The 18,906-nt window shown below is 67.3% G+C and carries 21 protein-coding genes; 13 read left to right on the top strand and 8 right to left on the bottom strand.

Features of this window, described 5'->3' with window-relative positions:
- Nucleotides 1-143: 143 nt before the first annotated feature.
- The 5 genes from QX041_RS33320 to QX041_RS33300 all read right to left on the bottom strand — a co-directional run bounded on the left by QX041_RS33320 (nucleotide 144) and on the right by QX041_RS33300 (nucleotide 5,103).
- Nucleotides 144-986, bottom strand: a complete 843-nt coding sequence (locus tag QX041_RS33320; RefSeq protein WP_315753418.1) for a ChbG/HpnK family deacetylase — start codon at nucleotides 984-986, stop codon at nucleotides 144-146.
- On the bottom strand, nucleotides 983-2,026 hold the full coding sequence (locus QX041_RS33315; RefSeq protein WP_315716673.1) for a glycosyltransferase family 2 protein: 1,044 nt from the start codon (nucleotides 2,024-2,026) through the stop codon (nucleotides 983-985). The genes QX041_RS33320 and QX041_RS33315 overlap by 4 nt, the downstream gene beginning before the upstream one ends.
- Before the next feature lie 70 nt (nucleotides 2,027-2,096).
- Complete coding sequence (hisG, locus tag QX041_RS33310) at nucleotides 2,097-3,074, bottom strand: ATP phosphoribosyltransferase (RefSeq protein ID WP_316168036.1); 978 nt, start codon at nucleotides 3,072-3,074, stop codon at nucleotides 2,097-2,099.
- Nucleotides 3,071-4,231, bottom strand: coding sequence for an ATP phosphoribosyltransferase regulatory subunit (locus QX041_RS33305; protein ID WP_316168035.1), 1,161 nt, complete (start codon nucleotides 4,229-4,231; stop codon nucleotides 3,071-3,073). The genes hisG and QX041_RS33305 overlap by 4 nt, the downstream gene beginning before the upstream one ends.
- 119 nt (nucleotides 4,232-4,350) lie before the next feature.
- Nucleotides 4,351-5,103, bottom strand: a complete 753-nt coding sequence (locus QX041_RS33300) for a 16S rRNA (uracil(1498)-N(3))-methyltransferase (RefSeq protein ID WP_316168034.1) — start codon at nucleotides 5,101-5,103, stop codon at nucleotides 4,351-4,353.
- Nucleotides 5,104-5,311: 208 nt separating this feature from the next.
- Between QX041_RS33300 and QX041_RS33295 the strand changes: the two genes are divergently transcribed.
- From QX041_RS33295 to ubiA, 3 genes are all read left to right on the top strand, one after another.
- Nucleotides 5,312-5,746, top strand: coding sequence for a hypothetical protein (locus QX041_RS33295; RefSeq protein ID WP_315716677.1), 435 nt, complete (start codon nucleotides 5,312-5,314; stop codon nucleotides 5,744-5,746).
- A gap of 266 nt (nucleotides 5,747-6,012) precedes the next feature.
- Nucleotides 6,013-6,690 (top strand): hypothetical protein, encoded by a 678-nt coding sequence (locus QX041_RS33290; protein ID WP_409998679.1) that lies wholly within the window; start codon nucleotides 6,013-6,015, stop codon nucleotides 6,688-6,690.
- Nucleotides 6,687-7,619: a 4-hydroxybenzoate octaprenyltransferase gene (ubiA, locus tag QX041_RS33285; RefSeq protein ID WP_316168033.1), complete on the top strand. Its 933-nt coding sequence runs from the start codon at nucleotides 6,687-6,689 to the stop codon at nucleotides 7,617-7,619. The genes QX041_RS33290 and ubiA overlap by 4 nt, the downstream gene beginning before the upstream one ends.
- On the opposite strand, the gene QX041_RS33280 is transcribed toward ubiA, so the two are convergent.
- Nucleotides 7,620-8,144 (bottom strand): DUF6101 family protein, encoded by a 525-nt coding sequence (locus tag QX041_RS33280; protein WP_315753424.1) that lies wholly within the window; start codon nucleotides 8,142-8,144, stop codon nucleotides 7,620-7,622.
- Nucleotides 8,145-8,428: 284 nt separating this feature from the next.
- Here QX041_RS33280 and QX041_RS33275 point away from each other — a divergent pair, with 284 nt between their 5' ends.
- From QX041_RS33275 to lpxK, 6 genes are read left to right on the top strand one after another with little or no spacing between them, the layout of a single operon-like run.
- Nucleotides 8,429-9,817, top strand: a complete 1,389-nt coding sequence (locus QX041_RS33275) for a TldD/PmbA family protein (RefSeq protein ID WP_409998678.1) — start codon at nucleotides 8,429-8,431, stop codon at nucleotides 9,815-9,817.
- Nucleotide 9,818: 1 nt separating this feature from the next.
- Nucleotides 9,819-10,622 carry a 3'(2'),5'-bisphosphate nucleotidase CysQ gene (locus tag QX041_RS33270; RefSeq protein WP_316168076.1) on the top strand — a complete coding sequence of 268 codons (804 nt, stop codon included), beginning with the start codon at nucleotides 9,819-9,821 and terminating at the stop codon, nucleotides 10,620-10,622.
- Between the two features lie 58 nt (nucleotides 10,623-10,680).
- Entirely contained in the window at nucleotides 10,681-10,920 is a 240-nt protein-coding gene (locus QX041_RS33265) for a DUF4170 domain-containing protein (protein WP_009031572.1), read from the top strand.
- Nucleotides 10,921-10,937: 17 nt separating this feature from the next.
- Entirely contained in the window at nucleotides 10,938-11,678 is a 741-nt protein-coding gene (locus QX041_RS33260; RefSeq protein WP_316168032.1) for a lysophospholipid acyltransferase family protein, read from the top strand.
- Nucleotides 11,614-12,978 carry a 3-deoxy-D-manno-octulosonic acid transferase gene (locus tag QX041_RS33255; RefSeq protein WP_410051907.1) on the top strand — a complete coding sequence of 455 codons (1,365 nt, stop codon included), beginning with the start codon at nucleotides 11,614-11,616 and terminating at the stop codon, nucleotides 12,976-12,978. The genes QX041_RS33260 and QX041_RS33255 overlap by 65 nt, the downstream gene beginning before the upstream one ends.
- Entirely contained in the window at nucleotides 12,971-13,996 is a 1,026-nt protein-coding gene (gene lpxK, locus QX041_RS33250; RefSeq protein WP_316168030.1) for a tetraacyldisaccharide 4'-kinase, read from the top strand. Before QX041_RS33255 ends, lpxK begins: the two co-directional genes overlap by 8 nt.
- On the opposite strand, the gene QX041_RS33245 is transcribed toward lpxK, so the two are convergent.
- Complete coding sequence (locus QX041_RS33245; RefSeq protein ID WP_315716685.1) at nucleotides 13,966-14,193, bottom strand: DUF2093 domain-containing protein; 228 nt, start codon at nucleotides 14,191-14,193, stop codon at nucleotides 13,966-13,968. The genes lpxK and QX041_RS33245 overlap by 31 nt on opposite strands.
- Before the next feature lie 201 nt (nucleotides 14,194-14,394).
- Here QX041_RS33245 and QX041_RS33240 point away from each other — a divergent pair, with 201 nt between their 5' ends.
- Nucleotides 14,395-15,225, top strand: a complete 831-nt coding sequence (locus QX041_RS33240) for a dienelactone hydrolase family protein (RefSeq protein WP_315716686.1) — start codon at nucleotides 14,395-14,397, stop codon at nucleotides 15,223-15,225.
- Between the two features lie 7 nt (nucleotides 15,226-15,232).
- On the opposite strand, the gene xseA is transcribed toward QX041_RS33240, so the two are convergent.
- A complete protein-coding gene (gene xseA / locus QX041_RS33235; protein WP_316168029.1) occupies nucleotides 15,233-16,849 on the bottom strand; it encodes an exodeoxyribonuclease VII large subunit in 1,617 nt (538 codons plus the stop codon).
- A gap of 193 nt (nucleotides 16,850-17,042) precedes the next feature.
- Between xseA and QX041_RS33230 the strand changes: the two genes are divergently transcribed.
- The 3 genes from QX041_RS33230 to QX041_RS33220 are packed head-to-tail and all read left to right on the top strand — an operon-like array spanning nucleotide 17,043 to nucleotide 18,850.
- Complete coding sequence (locus tag QX041_RS33230) at nucleotides 17,043-17,969, top strand: alpha/beta hydrolase (RefSeq protein ID WP_316168028.1); 927 nt, start codon at nucleotides 17,043-17,045, stop codon at nucleotides 17,967-17,969.
- A gap of 13 nt (nucleotides 17,970-17,982) precedes the next feature.
- Nucleotides 17,983-18,531 (top strand): hypothetical protein, encoded by a 549-nt coding sequence (locus QX041_RS33225; RefSeq protein ID WP_315753434.1) that lies wholly within the window; start codon nucleotides 17,983-17,985, stop codon nucleotides 18,529-18,531.
- A gap of 4 nt (nucleotides 18,532-18,535) precedes the next feature.
- A complete protein-coding gene (locus QX041_RS33220; protein WP_315716689.1) occupies nucleotides 18,536-18,850 on the top strand; it encodes a transcriptional regulator in 315 nt (104 codons plus the stop codon).
- Nucleotides 18,851-18,906 lie beyond the last annotated feature (56 nt).

The raw sequence follows: 18,906 nt of genomic DNA, 5'->3' as shown, positions 1-18,906 counted from the left end.
GCCAGCCGGGGCGCGGATTAAATTTCCGTATGCGACACAGCGTCTCTCGGGCTTGCGCAGCGTTTTGGACCTCGATGTTGCCCGCACTACAGGAGGAACGCAGCCGGGCGGCCTTTTGTTCGTCGCAGACCCGCAAGATCCGTTCAGGCCAGCGTCATCCGCCGGCGGTCGAGCAGCGCTGGAAAATGCTCGCCGGCGAGATAGGCGTGCTCATGCTCGCGCTGGACGGTCAAGGGATCGAGCTCGATCAGGACGTCGTCGACGAAGCCGGGGTGGCACATCACCAGCCCGTCCTCGGGCAGCTCGTCCAGGAAGCCGTCCATCAACGTGGCGAAATCCGAGGTCTTGCTGAAGTCGTAGGCGCCGGCGAAAGCAGGATTGAAGGCGATCTCGGCCCGCTTGGCATGACGGCGGAATTGGGCGCTCAGGACGTCCAGCAGCAGCGCCTTCGGTGCCGTCAGCCGCTGCATCAGCGGCACGTTCCGCCCCCCCTGACGCACCCAGGCCGCCGGCGCGGCTTCCTTGACCGCGGCGAGGAAGCCCTCGCGCACCTGCGGATAGAGCTGGGCATGCTGATGGCCGTCGACGAAATCCGGGGCGCGGCCGAACAGCTCGCCGAACGCCGCAAGCTGGACCAGCACCTCGGCGCGGATCAGCTCGGGATCGAGCCGGCGGGACATTCCGGCGCGCAGCAGCTTGGGAAAGGGCAGGAACATGCCGCCTTCCGACGGGCGGAAGTGCATGGTGAGGGGCCGGAATGGCGCGGTCAGCGTGACATGCAGGCCGATGGCGCAGCGCGGGCTGTCGGACGCGACCTTGGTCAGCTCCGTCACCTCGTCGCGTCCGATCGCGGCGCCCACAGTCATCACCGAGGTAGCGTTCAGCCGACCGCGCGCGATCAGGTCGCGGATGGCGCTGTTGACCCCGGGGCTGATGCCATAGTCATCGGCGCACAGCCAGATGCGCCGGTGCGGGGTGGCGCTCATTCGGCGGCGTTCCTCTCGGCGCCGTCGCTCCGTGCATCGAGCGCTGCACGCTTCTCGCTGTGCTCGGCGACGAAGTAGATCGGACGCGCTTTCAGCTCGGACAGGATCTTGCCGATATACTCGCCCATGATGCCGATCATGATCAGCTGCACGCCGCCGATCGTCATCAGGCCGACCATCAGCGAGGGATAGCCAGGCACCGATTTGCCGGTTGTGAAGGTCTCCCAGAGGATCGAGAGGCCGAACAGGAACGCGGCCGAGGCCAGCAGGATTCCGAGCAGACTGGCGAAGCGCAAAGGCGCGACCGAGAACGAGGTGAGACCTTCGATCGACAGGCCTAGCAGGCCGGTCAGGTTGAAGGTTGTGACGCCATGGGCGCGGGCCGCTGGCTCATAGTCGACGCGGATCTGACGGAAGCCGATCCAGCTCGCCAGGCCCTTGAAGAAGCGGTTGCGCTCGGGCAGCTGCCGTAGCGCGGCCACCGCGCGCGGCGAGAGCAGGCGGAAGTCGCCGGCATCCTCCGGAATCTTCTGCCGCGCCCCCCAGTTGATGAGCGCGTAGAAGCCGTGAACGGCGACCCGGCGCAGGAACGGCTCGTTGTCGCGATGCGCCTTGGCGGTATAGACGACGTCGTAGCCGTCCTTGATCCAGTGCGTGACGAGTTGCTCGACCAGGGCCGGCGGATGCTGGCCGTCGCCGTCCATGAACAGCACCGCGCCGCGCCGGGCATGATCGAGGCCGGCCATCAGCGCGGCCTCCTTGCCGAAATTGCGCGACAGCGACACGACCTGCACATCGAGCGCATCGGCCTGCAGGGTCCGGGCAATCGCGAGTGTGTTGTCGCGGCTGCCATCGTCGACATAAACGAGCTCACAGGCGAGACCGAAGCGCTGACGCAGGGTGCGTGCGAGATTATTCAGCCGCTCGTGCAGCGCCGTCAGTCCCGCGCCCTCGTTATAGACGGGGATAACGATCGACAGTCCCTGCGACGCGGCGTCGGCCGCGGTCGTGGTCAGGTCGGACACGTCAGTTCCCAGCATCGCTCAGAGTCCTCGTTCTCCTACCAACATATGGTAGTCGCGCTCACCTGTCGCTACGATGAACGGCGATTTATGATCGCAGGAAGGCCTCGAGGCGGGCAAACAGCGGATTCTCGCGGTCGAGCACGTAGTCGAGCGAGGCGACCGAGACGGTCTCGGCACCATGCGCGCGCAGAAAGCTGCCGAGCGCGTAGATCTGCGCTGGCGGGCAGTGCAGGGTGAGCATGCCGGACGAGGTCGGGCCGCCGAACGGCGCCACGACGCCGAAACGGTTATGCGCCTCGGTCAGCATTGCTGCGTCGCACCCTTTGAAGCGGGTGCGGACCTCGCGGTATTTGCTGGCGCGGGCGCGGGCATGGATGTGGTCGAGAATGATCCGGGCGCTCTCGCGCGGACCCTCCGACCACTCGGCGTCGCGCGAGGCGACCAGGTTGGCCTGGCTGCGCAGGATCACGCCGTCGTCCAGCACCTTCAGCCCGTTGGCGGCGAGCGTCGAGCCGGTGCTGGTGATGTCGACGATCAGCTCGGCCGTGCCGACCGCGGGCGCGCCCTCGGTGGCGCCGGCGCTCTCGACGATGCGGTAATCGACGATGCCGTGGGCGGCGAAGAAGCTGCGCGTCAGGTTGATGTACTTGGTGGCGACGCGCATCCGGCGATTGTGCTGGGCACGAAAACCGGTGGTGACGTCATCGAGATCAGCCATGGTCCGGACGTCGATCCAGGCCTGCGGCACCGCGACGACGACGTTGGCGCCGCCGAAGCCGAGCGTATCGATCAGCAGCACGCGCTTGTCGGCATCGGTGATGCTCTCGCGCACGAGATCCTCGCCGGTGACGCCGAGATGCACGCTGCCGCGCGCCAGTTGCGAGGCGATCTCACTCGCAGAGAGATAGGCGATCTCGACATTGTCGAGACCTGCGATGGTGCCGCGATAGTCGCGCGCGCCGCCGGGCTTGGACAGGTTCAGCCCGGCGCGGCCGAAGAAGGCTTCGGCATTCTCCTGCAGACGTCCCTTGGAGGGAACGGCGAGGACGAGGGGGCCGCTCATGATGCTCTCCCGACCGGGGACTTGCCCACGGCGCTGCTCTGGGCCAGGCGCTCGATCCAGATCGAGAAGCCGACGGCCGGAATCGACTCGGCGGCGCCGAGCTGGCTCAGCAGGCCGTCATAACGGCCGCCGGCGACCAGCGGCTCGTCGCCATTGTCAGGATGATGCAGCTCGAACTCGAAACCGGTGTAGTAGTCGAGGCCGCGGCCGAACGACGTGGCGAAGCGCACCTTGGCGATGTCGATGCCGCGCTGGGCCATGAAGCCCGCGCGGGCCTCCAGCGCGTCGATCGCGGCCGAGATGTCGAGCTTGGCATCGGCGGCGAGGGCGCGAAGCTGCTGGACGGCTTCGGTCGGGCTGCCGCTGATGGCCAGGAAGCGCTTGATGCGGTCCAGCGCGTCACGCGGCAGCGCCCCGCTCTTGAGGGTGGACTGCTCGAGGAAGCGGTCGGCGATCTCCGCCACCGTGCGGCCGCCGACGGCGGTTGCGCCGGCAATCGACATCAGGTCGGTGACCAAAGCGAGCGCCGCCTTGCGGTCGGAGCCGGCCAGAGCGGCGAGCACGCCCTCATACTCGTTGCGCGGCGCCACCGAGGCGATCGCCAGCCGCTCGAGGTCCAGCGCCAGGGTGCGCTTGCGGTTGAAGTCCTTGATCAGCCGCCGCCGCCAGACCGGATAGAGATCGAGGGCGTCGATCAAGGCCGTGAACAGCGCGACGTCGCCGGTGCGGATATCCACCGCGGCAAGGCCGGCGGCGGCGGTCGCCTCGATCGCCAGCGCCAGCATCTCGGCATCGGCGGCGGGCCGGTCCTGGCGGCCGAACGATTCGATCCCGGCCTGCAGGAACTCGCTCGGGCGGCCCTCGCGGTAGCGAAATACTGGACCAAGGTAGCTGAAGCCGGCCGGCTGCCCGGCGCGGGCCGAGGCGAGGTAGTCACGGGCGACGGGAATGGTCAGGTCGGGGCGCAGGCACAGCTCTTCGCCAGCGGCGTCGCTGGTCAGATAGAGGCTCTTGCGGATGTCCTCCCCGGAGAGGTCGAGGAACGGCTCGGCCGGCTGCAGGATCGCCGGCTCGGCCCGCTCATAGCCGGCCTGGGCGAAGGATTGCAGCAGCGTGTCCGCCCACGCGGCGGGTCCGGTCGGAGCGGGTCCGGTCATGTCGATTCGAGTTCCAAAATGGCTTGGGCGCCCGCTGGAAGCGGCGGCTGCCCCTTAGCATGGCCGTTTGACGGTTTCGACTGGGAATGGCCGCGGCGCGCCACAATTGGTCGGATGCCTTAACCGCGGGCTCCGGCCCAGTCTCCGAGCGTCGCCTGAATCACGGCGAGGGCGGCGACGCCGGCCGTATCCGCGCGCAGGATGCGCGGGCCCAGGGCCAGCCTGATCACATGCGGCTGGCGCAGCAGCAGCGTCCGTTCATCGTCGGCGAAACCGCCCTCCGGTCCGATCAGCAGGTCGATGCCGGCCGCATTCTGGCCGCCGCGCAAGGCCTGCAGCGGATCGGCCAGTTCGGCCGCCTCGTCGCAGAACACCAGCAGCCGCTCGGGTCGCCGCTGCGCGAGGAAGCGCTCCAGCGGCACCGGGTCCTTGACGTCGGCGAGGCTGAGGATGCCGCATTGCTCGGCGGCCTCGACCACGTTGGCGCGCATGCGCTCGCCATTCACGCGCGACACCTGGGTGCGACGGGTGATCACCGGCTCCAGCCGCGCGGCGCCCATCTCGACCGCCTTCTGCACCATGTAGTCCAGCCGCGCGTGCTTGAGCGGTGCGAAGACGTAGGCGATGTCCGGCAGCTGATCCTGCGGCCGGCTCTGCTGCTGGATCGTCAGGCCATCCGGCCGCTTGCGGCCCTCGATCACGGCCCGCCATTCGCCGTCGCGGCCGTTGAAGGCCAGCACGTGATCGCCGGCGCCAAGGCGCAGGACGTTGCCGAGATAATTTCCCTGGTTGCGGTCGAGCGCGACCGAGCCTCCCTCCTGCAGGGGCGCGTCGACGAACAGGCGCGGGGCGTTGAAGTCGTATGCGGGCATGGAGCGAAGCGGAGCCGATGATGGACGTTGCTTACCGGACCCACGCGCCAGCCGCAAAGCCGGAAGAGCCGTCACGTGGTGTTGTATCGGATATCGGCGATGGCGCCTTTCGGCCGTGCTGTCGACAGATTTTACCGTTTCGATCCCGCCGGTCGTCCCCCGGGACGGACATCCGACGATTCCGTAAGCCTCGATGCGGAGAACGGCCTTGATCTTGAGACATTCGACTTCGGCGCTTGCGATCTGGGCGCTGGTCGCGATCATCGCGGTGATGGTCGCCGCGCCGTCCCGGGCCGATGACAAGGCGGTCGCCGCGCCGCCGCAACGGGCGGCCCCCGCGGTTCCGGGCGGTGCCGGCGTGGCTGGCTTCCGCCCGCCCGAGACCTGCCTGAAGGAGTTTACCCCGCTGCGGGACGAGACCGCCCGCCGGGCCAAGCTGCTCAAGGCGGCGACCGAGCGGCGCTTTGCGCCCGGCGAGGCCTGTCAGCTGGTGCATGACTACGAGCTCGCCCAGACCAAGATGATCGACTACGCCGTCGCGCATGCCTCGCTATGTGGAATCCCCGCCAAGATCACCGATCAGCTGAAGGCGAATCACGAAAACACCCTGGCCGTGATGCGCAAGGTGTGCACGGCGACGTGAACCGTCCCGCCGGCCGCTGAACTGGCGACTCCGGCTTGACCAGGTGGGCGAGGGCGCGGAGTGAACGGATTTTTGGGCTCCGACGTTCGGGAAGGGCCTCGTTTTGGGCCTCCGCGCCGGTTGGAACCCGGCTGCGTCTCTGCGCCGCGGATGTGATCAAATCCGCGGTTGTGCTGGACGGGCGAGAATCGTAAAAGCCCCGGATCGGATCGTGCTTTCATCCGGAAGTGTTGAGGATTCTTGGTCTTGCCGGAGAACCAGCCTTGATCGTCCGCCAGTCTTTCATGCCGCTCGCCATTGCCGCGCTGGTGCTCTCCACAGGGCAGGTCTTCGCGCAGAGCTCGTTTCCCGCGCCGATGCCTGGCCAGGCCCAGACCAGCAATTCGCCGTTTCCACCCATCAACGGTGCGGCGCCGACCCGGGCCGCAGCCCCGGCAAGTCCGTTCCCCAGTCCAGGCGCCTCGGCGTTCGGCGGCGGTGGCGGTGGCGGCTTCCAGCCGGCCCCGATGGGAGCCGCGCCGCAGGGTGGCCCGCCGGAGAGCTGCATGAAGGAGTTCATGCCGCTGCGCGAGGAAGCCGAGCGTCGCGGCAAGCTGATCAAGGCCGCGAGCGACCGCAAGGCCTCGCCTGACGAGGCCTGCAAGCTGATCGCCAATTTCGGCAAGGCCGAAGTGAAGATGATCAAATATGTCGAGGCGCATGCGGCGAGCTGCGGCATCCCCCAGCAGATCTCCGATCAGCTGAAGGCCGGTCACAAGAACACCGACGCGCTGGAAAAGAAGGTCTGTGCCGTGGCGGCGCAGATGCAGTCGGGGGCCGGAAGGCCCGCGGCTCCGAGCCTGAGCGACGTGCTGGGCTCGTCGGCTGCGCTGCCTGAGGCCAACACGACGAAGAAGGGCGGTTCCGCCTTCGACACCATGACTGGCAACGTTCTCACCCGATGAGCACGACCGCCGTCCGCGTTGCTGACGCGACCGGCAACTGGGTCGACACGCTGGCGCCGGTGTGGAGCCGGCCTTACCTGCGGCTCGCCCGCTTCGATCGCCCGATCGGATCCTGGCTGCTGCTGATGCCGTGCTGGTGGTCGGCCGCTCTGGCGGCCGGGATCGGCGGGGATCTGTCCATGCTGCCGGCGTGGATCGGGCTCTATTTCGTCGGCGCGTTCGTCATGCGTGGCGCCGGCTGCACCTGGAACGACATCACCGACCGCGATCTCGACGCCAAGGTGGAGCGCACTCGTTCGCGACCGATTCCGGCCGGGCAGGTCGGCGTGAAGCAGGCGCTCGCCTTCCTGGTGGCGCAGGCCCTGATCGGCTTGGTGGTACTGCTACAGTTCAACCGGTTCGCAATCGCCACCGGCATCGCCTCGTTGCTGATCGTCGCGATCTATCCGTTCATGAAGCGTGTCACCTGGTGGCCGCAGGTCGTGCTGGGTCTCGCCTTCTCGTGGGGCGCGCTGATGGGATTTGCGGTTGCGTTCGGCCGCATCGATGCAACCGCGCTGCTGCTCTACGCCGGGTCGATCTCGTGGGTGATCGCCTATGACACGATCTACGCACATCAGGACGCTGAGGATGACGCGCTGATCGGCATCAAGTCGACCGCGCGCCTGTTTGCCGAGCGGACACATCTGGCGCTGGTCGTCTTCTACAGTTTGGCCGTGATGCTGATAGGGGCCGCCTTCGCGACTGCCCATGTGCATGTCGCGGCGTGGCTCGGACTCGCGGGTTTTGCCGCGCATCTCGGCTGGCAGATATGGCGTCTGGATATCGCCGATCCGGCGCTGTGCCTGCGGGTGTTCAAGTCGAACCGCGATGCTGGGCTGCTGCTGTTCGCAGGGCTGCTGGTCGATGCCGTGCTACGCGCAACCTGATCAGTTGCGCGCGATGATCTCGCGCTCGCCGCGATGGACCGAGGCCGGATTGAGCTGGTAGCCGACACGGCGGCGCATCAGGAAGCGCGGGCGGCGCGAGCGGATCGCGTTGCGGCGACGGCGGCGCGGCGTCGCCTCGCGGCGCGCGTCCTGCAACTGCGGCAGCGCGAACGTCTCGCTCCACATCGCCCACGCAGCAACGATCTCGTTCTGGTCGTCGCTGACGCAGAGCGGGATGGTCAGGGAGGGGTCGCGGTGGACGAGCACCAGCATCACCTGCGTGGCGTCGATTTCGCGCACGCCGATGCCGAGGAAGTCGCTGACGCGGAGGTTCAGGGCCATGCGCATGCCGCTGACGGCACGCCGCAGGACCACGCGCTCCCGGTGCAATTCGATCTGCCGGATCCCGCCATCGGCACGGGTATCGTGCGCGCTGTACGAGACGGGCAGGGAAAGAGGGTCGAGCCGCAGGACGCGGCCCGACCCAGCGGAATTGCTTCCGCCTGTTGCTGTTTGACGCCTCACGGCTTGGTCTCCCCGCCGGGATTATGCTCCCGGTCGATGCGTGTGACCTTGCCACGCGGATCGCCCGTATCGGCTTAACAAGCCTGGTTAATCAGATCTCACGCATGATCCTCTCACCGTCATGATTGACAAGCGCTTGCCCCGCATGATTGACGAGACCTTGCCGATTTGCCGACAATCCGATGTGCCGTCTGCCGTCCTGCTTGAAGTCGGCGTGAACAGGCCACATTTCGTTTGGATTGAGCCGTCTTCGCCGCCCACCTGACATCGATCGGATCGTGTTCGTGACCTCTTCCCCAGCCTCATCGTCGACATCAGCCCAATCAGATCTGCTCGACCAGTCCGCCCTGCGAACGCTCGCCGAGCGGCTGGTGGAAGCCGCGAGGAAGGCCGGCGCCGATGCCGCCGATGCCATCGCGGTGCGCGGTATCTCGCAAGGCGTCGAGGTCCGTGACGGGCGAGTCGAGGAATCCGAGCGCTCGGAAGGCGACGATGTCGGCCTGCGCGTTCTCGTCGGCAAGCGCCAGGCCGTGGTGTCGACCAACGACGTCAGCGGCGACGGCGTGGCGCGGCTGGCCGAGCGGGCCGTGGCGATGGCGCGGGTGGCGCCTGACGACCAATATGTCGGCCTCGCCGATCCGGCGCTGCTGGCGCGCGATATTCCCGAGCTCGACCTGCTCGATCCGCAGATTCCCTCGACCGCAGAGCTGGAACGCCGTGCCCAGGAGGCGGAGGCCGCCGCGCTCGGCGTGAAGGGCGTGACGAAGTCCGGTGGTGCGTCGGCCTCGACCGGCATCGGCGGCATGGTGCTGGTCACGAGCGACGGTTTTCACGGCGCCTATCTGCGCTCGAGCCAGAGCATCTCGACGACCGCCATTTCCGGCGAAGGCACCGGGATGGAGCGCGACTACGACTACACGGCGGCTCCGCACGGCGCCGACCTGCTGGCGCCCGCGGCCGTCGGGCGCAGCGCTGGCGAACGCGCGGTGGCGCGCGCCAATCCGCGCAAGGTTGCGACGTGCCAGGTGCCGGTGGTGTTCGATCCCCGCGTGTCCGGCTCGCTGGTCGGACATCTGGTCGGCGCCATCAACGGCGCCTCGATCGCGCGCAAGACCAGCTTCCTCAAGGACAAGCTCGGCGCGCAGCTCTTCGCCAAGGGCATCCGCATCATCGATGATCCGCTGCGCAAGCGCGGACTGCGGTCGCAACCGTTCGACGCCGAGGGCGTGAAGGTGAAGCAGACCGCGCTGGTTGACGATGGCGTGCTGACGACGTGGCTGCTGGACTCGGGCACCGCGCGCGAGCTCGGCATGGTGACGACCGGCCACGCCCATCGCGGCGTGTCGTCGTCGCCTTCGCCCGGTCCGTTCAATCTGCATCTCGAAGCCGGCGTCGTGACAGCCAAGGAGCTGATCTCGGACATCAAGCAGGGCTTCTACGTCACCGACCTGATCGGCTCGGGCGTCAACGGCGTCACCGGGGACTACAGCCGCGGCGCGTCCGGCTTCTGGATCGAGAATGGCGAGATCGGCTATGCCGTGAGCGAGGTGACGATCGCCGGGCATCTGTTCGAGATCTTCAAGTCGATGACGCCCGCCAGCGATCTGGAATTCCGCTATGGCGTCAATGCGCCGACGGTGCGCATCGAAGGATTGACGCTTGGCGGACGATGAGATCGAGAAACCGAACGAGACCAGCCTCGCGGCAGACGCCAGGCTCCTGAAGGAGGCGGTCCGCGAAGCCGGCGAGCTCGCACGTTCGATGTTCGGAACGGAGCTGCGCAAATGGACCAAGGGGGCGTCGTCGCCCGTCTCCGAAGCCGACATGGCGGTCAATGCACTGCTCGAACGCAGGCTGCGATCCGCAACGCCAGATTACGGTTGGCTGTCCGAGGAGAGCGCGGATGATCGGGAAAGACTCGGCCGGTCGCGGGTCTGGATCGTCGATCCGATCGACGGCACGCGGTCCTATCTCGGCGGCCGCAACGACTGGTGCGTGAGCGTTGCGCTGATCGAGCACGGTGCGCCGATACTCGCCGCCGTGCATGTCCCGGTCAGCGAGGAGTTCTTCTTCGCCGCCCGCGGTAGTGGCACCACGTTGAACGAACAGCCGGTTCGGGTGGCGCCCGGACGAGAGCTCGAATTCTCGCGCGTGGCCGGTCCAAAACCGTTGGTTGAGCGGCTGGCTCCGGATTCGGCGCGAATTGAACTCCATCCGCGAATCGGATCATTGGCGCTGCGCCTTTGCCGTGTCGCGCATGGCGGGCTCGATGCCGCTTTTGCAGGCGGGCAAAGCCGCGATTGGGATCTTGCGGCGGCTCATTTGATCGTGCAGGAAGCGGGGGGTAAAATGACCGCGTTGTCCGGCGAGGCGATCCTCTATAATCGTCCGGAGGTGGTGCACGGGGTGCTGGTGGCAGCGGGCCGCGACCGACATGCCGACATCGTCGCGCAGTATCGCAGGTTACCGCCGGACTGAACGCCCTGGATCGCACCCTCCACGTCGCCTGCAAGGCGTTGACTAGGAAACGATACCGATGACAGATAGCGCCTCGCAGCAGCTCCTTCACCTCGTGATCGGCGGCGAGCTCATCAATCTCGACAAGAACGAATTCAAGGATCTCGACAAGGTCGATATCGTCGGCGTCTATCCGAACTACGCGGCGGCCCACGCCGCCTGGCGAGCCAAGGCGCAGATGACGGTCGACAACGCCCACATGCGCTATTTCATCGTTCACCTGCACCGGCTGCTCGATCCCGGTCAGGATGCGAAGTAAGACGCAAAGCTCGCGACTTGAAACATCTGATCCGTAATACGCTGCGTAGCGGCTGGTTCCAGCGTGCCGTCGGGTTCCTCGCGGCCGAGTACCTGCGGTTGGTGTGGCTGACCAACCGCTTCACCTATGAGCCGCCGGAGGTCTACGACATCGTCGAGCCGCAGATGCCGGCGATCTTCGCGTTCTGGCACGGCCAGCATCTGCTGACCCCCTTCATCAAGAACAAGCCGAGCTATCGCGCCAAGGTGCTGATCTCCCGGCATCGCGACGGCGAGTTCAACGCGATCGCCGCCGAGCGGCTCGGCATCGGAACCATCCGCGGCTCCGGCGATCATGGCTCCTCCTTCCACCGGAAAGGCGGGGTGGGGGCGTTCAAGGAGATGGTGCGGGCGCTCGAAGACAACTATAATGTTGCATCGACCGCCGATGTGCCGAAGCGGGCGCGGATTGCGGGTCTCGGCATCATCATGCTCGCGCGCGAATCAGGACGTCCGATCATGCCGTTCGCAATGGTCACGAGCCGCTTCATCCGCCTGAAGAACTGGGACAGCACCACCATCAATTTGCCATTCGGCCGCGGCGCATTGGTGGGAATCAAGGAAATCAACGTGCCGCGCGATGCCGACGCCGCGATGATGGAAGAGGCACGTCTCGACCTCGAGGCGACGCTGAACGAATGCATGCGCCGCGCCTATGAGATCGTCGGCCGTCCCGAGGCCTGTCCTCGGCCGGTCGCGTCGGGAGCATCGAGTGCCTAGCCCCCTGCCGATGGCCCTGCGTGTCTACCGCGGGTTGTCCTCGGCGGCGGTGCCGCTTGCGCCGGCACTGATCAGACAGCGGCTCAAGCATGGCAAGGAGGATCCCGAGCGGACCGACGAGCGGCGCGGCCTGAGCCATGACACGCGCCCGCTGGGTCCGCTGGTCTGGATTCACGGTGCCAGCGTCGGCGAGGTGCTGGCGGCGGCGGCGCTGATCGAGCGGCTGCGTGAGCTCAACATCCGCATCCTCATCACGTCCGGCACCGTGACGTCGGCCGCCATCGTGGCCAAGCGCTTCCCGCCCGACGTGATCCACCAATACGTGCCCTATGACACGCCGCGCTTCGTGGAGCGGTTTCTCGATCATTGGCGTCCCTCGCTCGGGCTGTTCATCGAGTCGGACCTCTGGCCGAATCTCATCCTCGCTGGCGCCTCGCGGCGGGTGCCGATGGTGGTGATCAACGGCCGCATGTCGCCGCGCTCGTTCCCGCGCTGGCGCCGCATGTCCGGCACCATCTCCGCCTTGCTCGGACGCTTTGATCTCTTCCTGACGCAGTCGCAGGCGGATGCCGACCGGTTCGCCGCGCTCGGCGCGCGCAACGTCATCACCACCGGCAATCTCAAGCTCGACGTGCCGGCGCCGCCCGCCGATCCGGCGAAGCTCGATCGGCTCACGGCGATGACGCGCGGCCGTCCGGTCGTCGTCGCCGCCTCCACGCATCCCGGCGAGGACGAGATCCTGATTGCGGCCCACAGGGCCTTGTCGGTGTCCTATCCGTCGCTGCTCACCGTGATCGTGCCGCGCCATCCGCATCGTGGCCCGGCGGTCGCCGAGCTCGTCGCAAGTGCCGGCCTGCGGGGCGCCTTGCGGTCGCGGGAGGACCAGCCGCTCGCCGGCACCGACATCTACGTCGCCGACACGATGGGTGAGCTCGGCCTGTTCTACCGGCTGGCGCCGGTCGTGTTCATGGGCGGCTCGCTGGTCGAGCATGGCGGCCAGAATCCGATCGAGGCCGTCAAGCTGGGTGCGGCCATCGTGCACGGGCCGCACGTGTTCAACTTCACCGACGTCTATGAGTCGCTGGACAAAGCCGGGGGAGCCAGGCTCGCCCACGATCAGGAGGCGCTGATCCGCCAACTCCGGCAACTGCTCGCTGATCCCGCAGCCGGCAACAGCCTGGTTGCGGCAGGAACGCGGGTGGTCGATCAGCTCGGTGGCGCGCTGGAGCGGACGCTGTCAGCGCTCGAGCCGTATCTGTTGCAGGTCAGGCTCGAGATGGGGGCCGCCGGCGATGCGTGAGCCGGCCTTCTGGCATCGGCCGGCCTCCTGGCAATCGCGTCTGCTGTCTCCGCTCTCGACACTCTACGGCGCCGTTGCCGCACGTCGGATGGCGCAAGGCGGCGTCGATGCCGGCCTGCCGGTGATCTGCGTCGGTAATTTCCACGTCGGCGGAGCCGGCAAGACGCCGACCGTGCTGGCGCTGACGGATATTCTGCGTGACCTCGGCGAGCGGCCGGTGGTGCTGAGCCGTGGCTATGGCGGCCGGCTGGGCGGTCCCGTCGTCGTCGATCCTGCGGTCCATGAGGCTGCCGATGTCGGCGACGAGCCGCTGATGATGGCCGCGCGGGTGCCGGTCGTCGTGGCGCGCAATCGCGCCGACGGCATCGGTCTCGTCAAGGCGCAAGGCGCCACCGTCATCCTGATGGACGATGGCTTCCAGAATCCGTCGATCACGAAGGATCTCGCGCTAATCGTGATCGACGGCGCGCGCGGCCTCGGCAATGCCGAGGTGTTTCCCGCCGGACCATTGCGCGCGCCGCTGCCGCCGCAACTGGCGCGCACCGACGCATTGGTCGTGATCGGCAGCGGCCGAGCCAGCGAGGCGGTCGCCTCACATGTGTTGTCGGCCGGCAAGCCGGTGTTTTCAGCCGCGTTGCAGCCAGATCCGCAGATCGTTGCGGCGCTGCGGGGCAGGCCGTTGCTGGCGTTTGCCGGGATCGGCGACCCCGCCCGCTTCTTCCGCACCCTTCGCGGCGCTGGTCTCGACGTCAGGCGCGAGCGTGCCTTTCCGGATCACCACCCGTTCACGGCGGGCGACGTCGTGGCCCTCGCCAACGAAGCCAGGCGTGATGGATTTGCCCTGGTGACCACGGAAAAGGATCTCGTGCGGTTCCGCGGCCACGAGGCCGCGCCCGATGTCATGGCATTCCCGGTCACACTGCAGTTCGACGATCTCGCCGCGTTGCGCGCGCTGGTTGTGCAACGGCTGTCAGCGAAGCGCAAAGATCAGCCGTTGGCCTTCAACGCGCCCGGATAATGCCGCTGCAGCACGGCGCTCGGCAGGGCGTAGGCTTCCTGCAGATCGACACTCCAATACTTCAGCTCGTCCAGCGGAATCCGCACATCGGTGACCGCGCAGCGCACATAGCTTCCCGGTGAGATCACCCGGAAATCGCCATCCAGATACTGCACCTGCGCCTCGCCCTGGCCCGAGGGACCAAACTTGTTGAGCACGTCCGCGATCTCCAATTCCTTGACGTGAAGTCCCCCTACGCGGGCGCCGCGCGCACACGACAGGCCGAATTTCGATGATTTCCTAGCATAGATGGGGGACGCTGTCCCCCCGCGCAAACCCACTGATTTGTGATGCTTCTGCTCGAAACTCCGTGCTAGCTAGATTGCGATATCCGCCGCTTGTCCCGCCCGGCTGGTTTGATGCGCTCCCTCGTCGCCATCGTCGTCTCACTGCTCTGCGCCACGGCGTTTCCAGCCTTGGCAGAGCCGTTGCCAGCGCCCGTCGCGGTCGAGATCCCCTCGGGAAGCTATGTGCTGCACGCCCAGCTCTACCGGCCGAAGGGGGCCGGCCCATTTCCGGTCGTCGTCGCGCTCCACGGCTGCGGCGGGCTTTCCGGCCGCTCGGAGCCGGTGCTGCCGCGCTATCGCGACTGGGCCGAGGAACTCGTCAGGGACGGCAAGGCCGTCCTGCTGCCGGACAGCTACGGCTCGCGCGGGTTGGGCCCGCAATGCCGCGTCAAGGAGCGTCGTATCAGCGGCCGGCGCGAGCGTGTCGCCGACATCGTGATCGCGCAGAAATGGTTGGCCGAGCAAGCCTGGGCGATGCCCGACCGGGTCAGCCTGGTCGGCTGGGCGGCCGGCGCGAGCGCGCTGTTGTGGGCGGTGCGCCCGCAATTGCCCGAGCATGTCTCGCCGGATTTTCGCTCGGCGGTGGCGTTCTATCCGGATTGCCGCGCCTCGTCCGGCCTCGGCTGGAGCACGCGCGTCCCGACATTGGTGCTGATCGGCGGCCTGGACGACGTCTATTCGCCGCCCGCGTGCCGGCAGATGATCGATGGCGCGCGCGGCCGCAGCGCGCTGACCCGCATCGTCATCTATCCCGGCGCCTATCACGATTTCGATCGTGTGAACCTGCCGCTGCATCAGGTCGCGGGATCCGACGCCGGGGCGCCCGAGCGCGGCCATGTCGGCTCGGATCCCGAGGCGCGCGCCGATGCGCAGAAGCTCGTGGCCGATTGGCTGGCGCGCTGAAGGCCACTCAGAAGAGGCTGCCTTGGTCGGCGGGATCGGGCGTGCGCTTCGGTGCCGGAGGCTTGGCCTCGCGCGCAGGTTTCGGCGATGACGGCGCTGCCGGCGGAAGTGGGCGGTCCGCGCCCGCCGTGGCCGCGACCTTGCCGTCCGCAAATTCGATCGAGAGCGCATCGCCCGGACCGATGCTCGCGGCATGGTGCAGCGGGTGGCCGGCCTCGTCACGCACCAGGGCAAATCCACGGGCCAGCACGCTGCGATAGGACAGCGCGGTGAGGAGCTTCTCGTTCTGGCCGACGCGGGCCGACAGGCGCTGAAGCTGGGTCAGCAACGCGCGCCGGGCCCGCTCGGCAAGACGTTCGGTTCGGTCGCGCTCGCGACCGATGGCCTGGCGCTTGGCCTGGGCGTAGGCTTGGCGCGAGGCCTTGAAGCGGGCGTCGAGCGCCTCGAATCGCTCGCGCCGCCGGTGCAACTGGCCGCGCGACGACAGCGACAGCCGCTCGGACGACGCGATGAGACGATGGCGTGATTGCGCGATCTGCGCGTGCAGCACGCGCAGAGTGAGCTTGGCGCTCGCCGCCGCGAATTGGCGAAAGTGTACATGCGTGTTGGTCTTCAGCGCGCGTGGCAGGCCGGCGGCCGCCGAATCCAGCCGCTGCCTGGGAATGGCGAGCAGATCGCTAGGGCCGGGCAGGGCGCGCGCGGCGGCGCGCAGCTCGTTGCGGCGGCTCTCCTGGCTGCGCTGCCAGCAGACGCCGACACGGCGCGCGAGGCTTGCGACCTCCTGCATCAGCTCGCTGCGCACCGGCACCGCCATTTCCGCGGCTGCGGTCGGCGTTGGCGCACGTTTGTCGGCGGCGAAATCGATCAAGGTCACGTCGGTCTCGTGGCCGACCGCCGAGATCAGCGGGATCATGCTCTCGGCCGCGGCGCGGACCACGATCTCCTCGTTGAACGACCACAGGTCCTCCAGCGAGCCGCCGCCGCGCGCGACGATCAGCACGTCGGGCCGCGGGATCGGGCCATCCTGCGGCAAATCGTTGAAGCCGCGGATCGCGGCGGCAACCTGCTCGGCCGAGCCTTCGCCCTGCACCTTCACGGGCCAGACCAGCACGCGGCGAGGAAAGCGGTCCTCGAGCCGGTGCAGGATGTCACGAATGACGGCCCCGGTCGGCGAGGTGACGACGCCGATCACCTCGGGCAGCCATGGCAGCAGTTGCTTGCGTGCGGGATCGAACAGTCCTTCGGCCCCGAGCTTCCGCTTGCGCTCCTCCATCAGCGCCATCAGCGCGCCGATCCCGGCCGGCTCCAGCGCCTCGATGACGATCTGGTATTTCGACGAGTTCGGATAGGTGGTGAGCTTGCCGGTGGCGATCACCTCGAGCCCCTCCTGGGGCTTGAAGCGCATGCGGCCATGCACGCCCTTCCAGATCACCGCCTCGATCTTGGCGCTCTCGTCCTTGAGCGCGAAATAGCAATGCCCCGAGGAATGCGGCCCGCGAAAGCCGGTGATCTCGCCGCGCACCCGGACGTGGCCGAACTGGTCCTCGACCGTGCGCTTCAGCGCCGAGGACAGCTCGGTGACGGTGAATTCGGGCGCGTTGGGCAAGGCTTCCGCAGGCGGCATCGCTGTTTGATTCGGTTCGGGGAGCAGCAGCCAAGGTAGGGGCTTTCCGCGTCCGCCGCCAATCAAGCCATTGCCCTTTCGATAACTCTATAATACAGAGTACTCTGTAAAATGCAGAAAGCTGGAGGACAGCGTGCGACGCGGCGCGAAGTTCCTGTTTCGGGTCCTAGGATGGGGGCTCTGCCTCTTGGGCATGCTCGCTTTGGCCCTGGCTGCGATGATCGCGACGCCACTGGTGCGCCCGCCCGAGCTCAAGTCGATCTCGGAGACGGCCGGCCAGGTCGACCGCAGCACCATGCCCGGCCTGCAGCGCTTCAGTGCCCGCGATGGCACCGAGCTCGCCTATCGCCACTACCCGGCGCGCGGAACGGCTGTCGGCAAGGTCGCCATCGTGGTCCACGGCTCCTCCGGCTCCAGCGTCGCCGTGCATGCCCTTGCCGATGCGTTGGCGGCGCGCGGCATCGATACCTTCGCGCCCGACATTCGCGGCCATGGCGGCTCCGGCACCCGCGGCGACATCGGCCATCTCGGACAGCTCGAAGACGATCTCGCCGACCTCGTCGCCGAGGTCAGGAGGTCGATTCCGGCCCAGCCGATCGTGTTGCTCGGCCATTCGGCTGGCGGCGGCTTCGCGCTGCGCGCGGTGAGTGCCCCGATCCAGGATCTGTTCACGCGCACCGTGCTGCTCGCGCCCTATCTGGGTTACGACGCGCCGACCAACCGGGAGAATTCGGGCGGCTGGGCCGGTCCCGACATTCCGCGCATCCTGGCGCTCGGCGTGCTCAGGCGCATCGGCATGCCGTGTTGCGAGGCACTGCCTGTGCTGGCCTTTGCTGTCAGGCCGAACTCGGAGAAATTCCTGGCGCCGACCTACAGCTACCGGCTGTTCCGCAATTTCGCGACCCGTGGCTACAAGGCCGATTTCACTGCGGCGAAGCACCCGGTGACCGTCATCGCCGGCGCCGATGACGAGCTGATGCTCGCCGACAAATATGCAGATGTGGTGCACGCCGTCGTGCCGGGCGTTGACGTGAAGCTGATCGCTGGCGTCAATCACATGGAGATCGTGTCGGCGCCGCAGGCGGTGAGCGCGATCGCCGAGGACGTGGCGACGCACTAGAGGTCCAAACCGCATGATTGACAGCCTGGAAGCCGCGCGGGCGCTCAGCGACATCGAGGATGTGACGAAGCGCGTGCGGCAGTCGCAGATCTATCGGCTGTCGAGCCTGCTGATGATCCTCTGGGGCGTTCTCGTCTTCGCCGGCAATCTCGTGACCTATCTCGCGCCCAACTACGCCGACAAGGCCTGGCTATCGGTCTATGTCCTCGGTCTGGCCGGGTCGCTGGGGTTGGGCGCGACGGAGAAGGCGCGTTCCGGCGTACGCAGCTTCGATCTCCGGGCGCTGCTCGCCTTCGTCATGTTCTTTGCGTTCGGCTTCTTCGTCGAAGCGATCGGCCATTTCGGACCGCGCGAGATGGGCGCATTCTGGCCGATCTATTTCATGCTGTTCTACGGCCTCGCCGGCTTGTGGTTCGGCGCGGCGTTCACGGTGTTCGGCCTTTGCGTCACCGCGTTGACCCTGGTCGGCTACCTCTTCATCGGCAAGGCTTTCCCGTTGTGGATGGCGTTCGTCAATGGCGGTGGCCTGGTTCTCGGCGGCTTGTGGATGCGGCGGAGCTGACGGTTTGGCGGAGCTTGACGAGATCATCCACCAACCGCTGCGGCTGAAGATCATGGCGGCGCTGAATGCCCTGCCTGCCGTGGCCGGGCTGGAATTCGTCCGGCTGAAGAAGCTGACCGGCGCCACCGACGGCAATCTCGGCGCGCATATCGACACGCTGGCGCGGGCCGGCTACGTCGCCGTGGACAAGGCCTTCGTCGGCAAGAAGCCGCAGACCACGGTCACGGCGACCGCGGCCGGCCGTGCGGCCTTCGCCCGCTATGTCGCGAACCTGCAGGGCATCATTGCCGGCGCTGCCGCGAAGCCGCCGGAGCCATGATTTGACTCCGTTGCGAGGGCCGGGCAATTGGGGCGTCCAAATTGGCCCACCCCTGC

It is taken from the genome of Bradyrhizobium sp. SZCCHNRI2009, assembly GCF_032485115.1.
GTDB lineage: Bacteria > Pseudomonadota > Alphaproteobacteria > Rhizobiales > Xanthobacteraceae > Bradyrhizobium.
Note: the sequence above shows the minus strand (reverse complement) of the source record. Positions and strands in the feature narration are given on the sequence as shown.

Bases quoted from the DNA above. Each gene is read 5' to 3' on its own strand.
- QX041_RS33225 (WP_315753434.1), top strand. From the start codon at position 17,983: ATGATTGACAGCCTGGAAGCCGCGCGGGCGCTCAGCGACATCGAGGAT.
- QX041_RS33230 (WP_316168028.1), top strand. From the start codon at position 17,043: ATGCTCGCTTTGGCCCTGGCTGCGATGATCGCGACGCCACTGGTGCGC.
- lpxK (WP_316168030.1), top strand. From the start codon at position 12,971: ATGCGTGAGCCGGCCTTCTGGCATCGGCCGGCCTCCTGGCAATCGCGT.
- QX041_RS33305 (WP_316168035.1), bottom strand. From the start codon at position 4,231: ATGACCGGACCCGCTCCGACCGGACCCGCCGCGTGGGCGGACACGCTG.
- QX041_RS33240 (WP_315716686.1), top strand. From the start codon at position 14,395: ATGCGCTCCCTCGTCGCCATCGTCGTCTCACTGCTCTGCGCCACGGCG.
- hisG (WP_316168036.1), bottom strand. From the start codon at position 3,074: ATGAGCGGCCCCCTCGTCCTCGCCGTTCCCTCCAAGGGACGTCTGCAG.
- ubiA (WP_316168033.1), top strand. From the start codon at position 6,687: ATGAGCACGACCGCCGTCCGCGTTGCTGACGCGACCGGCAACTGGGTC.
- QX041_RS33320 (WP_315753418.1), bottom strand. From the start codon at position 986: ATGAGCGCCACCCCGCACCGGCGCATCTGGCTGTGCGCCGATGACTAT.
- QX041_RS33265 (WP_009031572.1), top strand. From the start codon at position 10,681: ATGACAGATAGCGCCTCGCAGCAGCTCCTTCACCTCGTGATCGGCGGC.
- QX041_RS33300 (WP_316168034.1), bottom strand. From the start codon at position 5,103: ATGCCCGCATACGACTTCAACGCCCCGCGCCTGTTCGTCGACGCGCCC.
- QX041_RS33315 (WP_315716673.1), bottom strand. From the start codon at position 2,026: ATGCTGGGAACTGACGTGTCCGACCTGACCACGACCGCGGCCGACGCC.
- xseA (WP_316168029.1), bottom strand. From the start codon at position 16,849: ATGCCGCCTGCGGAAGCCTTGCCCAACGCGCCCGAATTCACCGTCACC.
- QX041_RS33255 (WP_410051907.1), top strand. From the start codon at position 11,614: ATGAGATCGTCGGCCGTCCCGAGGCCTGTCCTCGGCCGGTCGCGTCGG.